At 58.0% G+C, this 6,788-nt stretch carries 5 protein-coding genes; 3 read left to right on the top strand and 2 right to left on the bottom strand.

The window, feature by feature from the left end; genetic code table 11:
* Positions 1-279 precede the first annotated feature (279 nt).
* Positions 280-1,227 (top strand): hypothetical protein, encoded by a 948-nt coding sequence (locus ACFDTG_RS04225; protein WP_063612554.1) that lies wholly within the window; start codon positions 280-282, stop codon positions 1,225-1,227.
* On the opposite strand, the gene ACFDTG_RS04220 is transcribed toward ACFDTG_RS04225, so the two are convergent.
* Both ACFDTG_RS04220 and ACFDTG_RS04215 read right to left on the bottom strand, forming a co-directional pair.
* Positions 1,224-2,207 carry a ParB/RepB/Spo0J family partition protein gene (locus ACFDTG_RS04220; RefSeq protein WP_063612553.1) on the bottom strand — a complete coding sequence of 328 codons (984 nt, stop codon included), beginning with the start codon at positions 2,205-2,207 and terminating at the stop codon, positions 1,224-1,226. The genes ACFDTG_RS04225 and ACFDTG_RS04220 overlap by 4 nt on opposite strands.
* 180 nt (positions 2,208-2,387) lie before the next feature.
* Positions 2,388-3,596, bottom strand: a complete 1,209-nt coding sequence (locus ACFDTG_RS04215; protein WP_063612552.1) for an AAA family ATPase — start codon at positions 3,594-3,596, stop codon at positions 2,388-2,390.
* Between the two features lie 521 nt (positions 3,597-4,117).
* Here ACFDTG_RS04215 and ACFDTG_RS04210 point away from each other — a divergent pair.
* Complete coding sequence (locus tag ACFDTG_RS04210; RefSeq protein WP_063612551.1) at positions 4,118-5,416, top strand: replication protein RepA; 1,299 nt, start codon at positions 4,118-4,120, stop codon at positions 5,414-5,416.
* Positions 5,417-5,909: 493 nt separating this feature from the next.
* The gene (locus ACFDTG_RS04205; RefSeq protein ID WP_063612713.1) at positions 5,910-6,749 is read left to right on the top strand and encodes a toprim domain-containing protein; all 840 of its coding nucleotides are present in this window, start codon (positions 5,910-5,912) and stop codon (positions 6,747-6,749) included.
* The last annotated feature ends 39 nt before the right edge of the window (positions 6,750-6,788 follow it).

The following is a 6,788-nucleotide window of genomic DNA, read 5'->3' as shown; positions in this document are numbered from 1 at the left end:
GCTTCGTCGCTCTCGCTTCAATCAAGCTCTGGATACCCTTTGTCCACGAAGCCTAGCGCTGGAACCCTGTTCGGAGCGATTTCGGAAGCCATCTCTGGCGATTTGCGTGGATTAAGCTCCCTTGTCTAGTGTTGATAAGCAGGCATTATCAACATTACGTGCCTTCCTCAGTGGACTGAACCGCTCGTTTTAAGCTACTATTGATACATGTCACGTCCGGCTCGTCCTCTTTGTGCGATACTCTGGTCGCCCGATCTGGTCGATGAGTTCGGCCGAACGATGGCATCGATCGGTCGCCTTGACGCCCGGATATCCGCCAGTTCGGTTGCCCCCGCGTGGATGCTGCGAGCCAGCTGGACCGGCTACGCCACAGCTCTGAGGCTGCAGCGGCACGAAATCGACGAAATCGACGTAATTTCACATTTCACCGGCGTTTCGATCCCGGGCCGCCCCCCCGTTGTCACCGCGGGCGATCCGTTCGGCGCTTACGCCGATTGGGCCGCAGAGCTGGCAGCCGGTCACGACCGTCATTGGCGCGAGGACATACCCTTTACCTTCGACATTCCCGATGGCTGGCGCGACGCCCCTCCCCTCGCCCGCGCCCTCGCCGTTCTCGATTCCTGGTCGCGGCAGGATAACACGCCCGCTCCCTGGCTGGCGTTTCCCAAGTTGCTGCGGCGAATGAATTTGACCAGGAACCCACTCCCTTGCCTGGTGACCGGCGACCCGGGCCTTCGCTTTCTTCACGGCACGCGGGAAGCCCAGCTTAAGCGTTTGCTCAAATCCTTGCGAGAACTAGCCGACGAAGGGTTGCGGCGTCTCGGCCGCCTCGAGGGCTATCGTATGCGCTACGGCGCTGCTGTCGGTGCCGAGCATCGTCCGGGCCATCTTCCCCGGTTAGGAACCTTGGCACTCGAGACGCCCTTCCTGGCCGCGCGAACACTTGTTGACCGATTTGACATCACACTCTCGGGAGCCGGGAAGCTCCTCTCAAGAGCGGCTGAAAAGGGTCTGCTGGTAGAAACAAGCGGTCGGACGAGCTGGCGTCTCTATGTTACTCCCGATGTCGGGATTGCCTTGGGGATTGTTGCACCCCCGCGCGGGCGTCCGCCCTCCCCGTCGCGCTCGTCACCGGCCCTCGACACTGTTCTTGCCGAGTTTGACAGAGAAATGGCGGAGATCGATCAGATGCTGTCGGATCATTCGCGAAAGCACACCGAAACTTAGAGAAGCTTTTCGATCGCCGCCATGATCGTCGTCTTATTAGCTCCTGAATTCGGGAGGATCTTGATGGTGAGCCCTGCCCCATTGGTCGGCCTGGTCACCGAGAGCATCGGAACACCGGATTTGGTCGGCACGGTTTCGGTCTGGACCTTCGTCCTCGGCTTGCCAGGCGCGGTGGTCGCCCTGATCAGGCGTTTAGCCGTCTCAGGCCCGGAAAGCGGTTCGCTCCCCGAGCTGCGTTCAGCAAGGATCGCCTCCGTCTCCTTGCGCATCGCCGAAAGCGAGCGCATTTCGTTGGCAAGCGGCTTAAGGTCTCGCGCGATGCGCACGGTGATGTCGTGACGATCGGCAAAAGCTACGATGAGTTCCTCGGGTAGCCGCGCGACGTTGAGCATCCGGCTGAGCCAGGACTTCGATATGTTGAGGTGCTCGGCCATCTGGGTAAGCGAGCCCTCGTAGAATTCGGACAGCGCCGCTTCGTACTCATGAGCGCGCTCCCAGTCGGTGATGTCCTTGCGCGACCGATTCTCGACATCCGATACCCGGAACGCCTCCTCGTCGGTAAGTTGCTGGACGGTCACCAGATAATCGAACTCTGGATGGTTGTGCTCGCGCAGCCACTGCACCGTCCACCAGCGCCTGACGCCGGCAATGATCTCGTAATCATGCTCTGGGTCGTCGCGCAGTCGCCTGACGATTGCCGGGATGCGCTGCTTTTTCGCCGAAAGGAAGGCGTCGATGAGATCGCGGCAACTCTCCTCCGATAGATGATCGAGATCGCGATTGTGGAGACGCCATGGCCGGCAGCGGGCTGGATCCACGAACTCCGTGCGATCCGTTACAACCTTACCCGATGCCAGGCGATTGAGCGCCTCGCTGCGACTGGCCATTATGCTCCTTGCCGGCGCCGCCTCCCCCTCCTCGATGTCATCATCGATCGATTCGGTAAGCAGCGAACCGAAGCCCTTATTACCCTTGGCCAAGACTCAATCTCCTTTCGTGTGTTGCCGTGGCGGCAGTTTGTTGCCACGTGGCAACGGCACTCTGAATGGTCTCGTACACCAGCTGACCATGGCAATGCGCCGGCACCGGCACGGGACTCGCCTGATAGCTATATCTCATTGATTCAGAACGACCTTCCAGATCGTTGCCACGTGGCAACATCATGCCATCACCTCCCCTGCCCGGCTCGCCCAGCTGCCGATAACTTCCTGCTCGATCTCCTCACAAACCGCATTGAGGTACTTCACGCACCGCATGTGCACCTCGCGTGACGTTACCGGCCGATCGAGCTCGAAAACGGTCTTGAGGCGTGAACTCGCATTGTCGATTTCGGCGCTCGTCGGCATTATCGATGTAAGCAAAGACCCGCCGAACACATCGCGCATCATGGCCAGAAGCTCGCGATGCATCGACTTGTTCTCGTCGACGCGGCTCGCGACCACGCGGATGAAATTGTAGGCCGGTCGCGCCCTGCCCCCCAACTGCTCGAGCTGTTCCATAGTGGTTCTCGCCATATCGACGAAGGATACAGTCGAAGAGAAGTCGATCACGCTTGGCGGCATCGGGATCACCATGGCATTCGCTGCCTGGAGAACCGCCATCGACACCATTCCGAGAGCCGGCGGCGGATCCATGATAACGACATCATAGTCGTGAACGACCTCGCCGATCGCATTCGAAATCAGATCAATCACATCGAAGCTTCGCGTCTGAGCCAGGTGCGCAGCTATCTCATACTCCAGATTATAGAGCTTGAGATTTGAAGGGATAAGGCTGAGGCCGTGAAAGTGCGTGTCCCGGATGATCGAGCGGACCCCGAGCAACTCGGGGTCGTGAAAATGCCCGTAAAGCGTATCGTTCTCACCGAGATCGATATCGGGACGATATCCGAACATCATGGTCGAGCTGGCCTGGCTGTCGCAGTCGACGAGCAAGGTCCTGTACCCCTTAATCGCAAAGTGCTGCGCAAGGTGCACCGCGATCGTCGACTTGCCGACGCCGCCCTTGAAGTTCGACACCGAGATAATCGCCGGCGTGTCTTCCGGATCGCGCCAAGGCCTTGTTCCGAAAACCTTGCGCATCTTATCAAGCTCGGTGAGATTGTACGGCAAGCGGTGACCCGAAGGGGTGCGACTGCGCTCGGGCAAACGGCCATCGCGTTCGGCCTCTCGGATTGCCGATGCCGTTCGATCGACGAGTTCTGCGGCCTTCGAGATGGGGAAGGTTGGGCCCGCCTTCTCTCCGGTTTCGGGATCGAGCGCGTGTGTCTGGAGCCGCTTGAGAATTGCCAGTGACTTGCGATGAAGGGAACGGAGATCATCGGTTGCTGAGCTGCCTGGAAGCCCATCGGCTGAAATCTTGGTGGCCATCTACTATCCTTCTTGGAAGTCTGGACATCAATTTAGCCCGAGTTGACGCTTTCAGCAACGACTTGGCCAAAAAACTTACAGCTACACCGATGATCTCCGAGCCACTTGCGGGCAGTCGCGGGCGAGTAAACGCGTTCGCCGATGATCTTCGAGCCCTTTTGAACTGCTTGATCCAACCATCGGACTCGCAAAACCGAGCTGTGGACGAAAACCGATGATCTCAGAGCCAGGCCGATGAACTCAGTGCAGAAATGCAATGATCTCGGTGCCTAAGAACCGATGATCTCAGAGCGCATACCTACTTATAGAGAATCTCCTCCTTCGAATCCGATTCGCAATCGGTTAAATTTTGAGTTTGAAAGTTTGATATTGGCATGTTTTGCTCAACGGACCCGACATCATCGGTGATTTTGCAGGTTTTCGGCCACAAATCGTCCGTAAATCGCCAAAGGGCTTGATTTAGCCCCCCAACCCTGTTGTTGATCCAGCCACCGAGGCCCGCCGAATCGGGGGAGGGGACTATGACGCAGGATGACAAGAAACCGGTTGGCCACCAATACGCTCTGGCAATGCTGGCTGGCGGCGAGAAACAGGTCCGTACACTTGCCGAGCATGCTGGCTCGCAACTGACGCTCGACGCATTCCTGAGAGTTCAGGACGAAAACCCGGTGCCGGCGTTTCTGCATTCGGCGTTATGCGCCATGTCGCTCCCAACAAAGCGCCCCAAGGACGAGTTCGAACCGATCATTCGCGAGGACGGTCGCTATGCGCTGGCAATCAATCCCCGGCCGGTGCTGCAGGAGATCGATGGCAAGCGAGTGATGAAGAGTCTGGGTGTTCCTTTCGGATCCTATCCCCGCGTGGCGCTAATCTACATGCTCTCGCAAGCGGTTCAGCAACGGTCGCGCGATGTTTATCTCGGCCGCAATTTCACTGATTGGATGCGGCGTCTCGGATATCAGACGATTTCATACGGGCCACGCGGTACTGCCAATCTGATGAAGCAGCAGGTCGATCGGTTGCTTGCCTGTGAATGGCAGATCAGATGGGACGGCGCCGATACGGACCAGAACGCCTTTGCCGTCAGGGATGTAAAGATTTCCAGCGAATATGCCGGCTCGCTGGACAAGGACGGTGCCTTCGCTCGCGAAATCAGAATGTCGGAGGTCTTCTATCAGCATCTCGTTGAACATGCGGTTCCACTCAATGAAGTGGCGATCCGAGAACTGAAGGGAGCGCCGACCGCGCTCGATCTCTACACCTATCTTGCCTACCGGCTCCCCCGTGTTACCGCCGAGCGCGGCCAGGCACTCTCGTGGGACCAGTTGGCCAAGCATTTGGGCAACGCCGCGGACAGCAAACGATTTCGCCAGACCGTCCGTGAAACAATGCAACTTGTTACATCAGTCTATCCGAACGCCAATGTCGATGTTTCGGGGAGGAAGGTCGTCCTTTATCCTTCACCAGCGCCGCTCGAGAAGAAGCTCGTTGGAGCCCATCTACGGCTCGTTGGAATCGAACCGCGCAGCAAGCGGAAAGCCCTGTCCAAAAGGACAGGCGAAGCAGAGGGCAGGGCGAAGACGTTGCCGGAAGTCGAAACCTTGGCGTTTCCGTCAGGGTCGCTTCAGTATGGAAAGCGCGAAGAAGCTTTTTTGCGGATTGGCCGCGAAAAGGGTGCTCCCTGGGATGTCGATCTGATGGCGAGCCAATTCCGCAGTGGCTGCCCGGACTTCGAACGCCCTCGAACCGAGAAAGAATGGCTTCGCATCTGGGAAAGTTTCGTCATCTCCTATGCCAAGCGGAGAGCCGCGCACCAATAGGAGCGGTGCACTTACGCCCATACGGACGATCGCGCAGAGGCACCAACCTTCTCGTGTGGTGTCCCGCCACCGTTGCCATATAGTCCTACGATACGCGCATCGTCGGCTTCTTGGTTTCACGGGGACACCGAGAACACAATGAATCTTGCCACATTCCCGGCGAAACGGGCTTTCCGCTACCATTGAGCAGAGGCAATTCCTGGGAAGGCTTGATTGCCCTCCGGTCGATCCGCTTGTGCGTTAACTCCAAAAACCAGAACCACGAAATTCGGGATAAAGCACTGACGAACCTCTCGACCTTGGCCTCTTGTGTTGGCTGAGAAAGGAACATTGACCCTGGAATCAGAAAAAGATTTTTCACAACCACACCTTTGGCGTGATTTGAATATCGCCAGACCCCCTGAGACCGGCAAGCATGGTGCAAGTATCAACACTCGTCTCGGTTTCATTCTTAAAAGTGGAGGAAGAGGTTCGGGGTAAAGGAGGAGCAACTATGCTGACCTGTCTGAGCCCAACTCAGGAAACAATCGACACGGTAGCAGGACTTCGCGGCAAGTGGCATGGCAGCTACGCCATGTGCCGATGTCCAGCACACCGCGACAGCACGCCGTCCCTCTCGATCAGGCAGGGCCAGCACGGAATACTGGTACACTGCTTTGCCGGATGCCAAAATGAAGACGTACTGCGAGCAATCTCGCGAACGCGGCCCGTATTCAATTCGCCAGCACCCAAATTTCAGCCAAGTCCATCGTCAGCGAATGCGCGGCGAATATGGGACCAGGGCCGGGAGATCTGCGAAACGCTCGCTGAGGCATACCTGAAATCGCGCAATCTTCCGTTGGATCTCCGCGATATCCGTTACCACCATAAATGTCCGTTCGGACGCAAACCCAATGCCGTCTTCAGACCCGCGCTTCTCGTTGCGGTGAGGGATCGCCTGGAGATCATGGCAATCCAGCGTATCGCGCTCGGATCGAAAGGGCTGTGCCACAAAGGCAAATACATGCTTGGGCGGCCGGGGATGGGCGCCTGGTCACCGTCGTTCAAAGGCGACACGCTCGGCCTTGCGGAGAGCATGGAAGATGCAGTCGCCTACACCAGGATCAAAGGAATTCCGTGCTGGAGTACGCTCGGAGCCGAACGCCTGGCTCTTGTCCGAATACCGGACGGCGTAAAGACGGTCGTGATCGCCGAGGACAACAACAGGGCAGGGCGGCTTGGCGCACTGGCGGCGATTGAGGCGTACGCGACTAAAGACCGGACGGTTCTCCGCGATCCTCCGCCACGAAAGGCGGGCGACTGGGCCGAGGTGAACGAGAACACTGGAGGATAGGACTGCGGTTCGAGGGGGAGGGGAGAGGGAAGCTTGGTT

Origin of the sequence: Qipengyuania sp., assembly GCF_042095715.1 — a bacterium.
Taxonomy (GTDB): Bacteria; Pseudomonadota; Alphaproteobacteria; order Sphingomonadales; family Sphingomonadaceae; genus Qipengyuania.
This window is presented reverse-complemented; position numbering and strand designations above follow the sequence as displayed.

Excerpts from the sequence above, each read along its gene's own strand:
- ACFDTG_RS04225 (WP_063612554.1), top strand. The coding sequence starts at position 280 with ATGGCATCGATCGGTCGCCTTGACGCCCGGATATCCGCCAGTTCGGTT.
- ACFDTG_RS04215 (WP_063612552.1), bottom strand. The coding sequence starts at position 3,596 with ATGGCCACCAAGATTTCAGCCGATGGGCTTCCAGGCAGCTCAGCAACC.
- ACFDTG_RS04210 (WP_063612551.1), top strand. The coding sequence starts at position 4,118 with ATGACGCAGGATGACAAGAAACCGGTTGGCCACCAATACGCTCTGGCA.
- ACFDTG_RS04205 (WP_063612713.1), top strand. The coding sequence starts at position 5,910 with ATGCTGACCTGTCTGAGCCCAACTCAGGAAACAATCGACACGGTAGCA.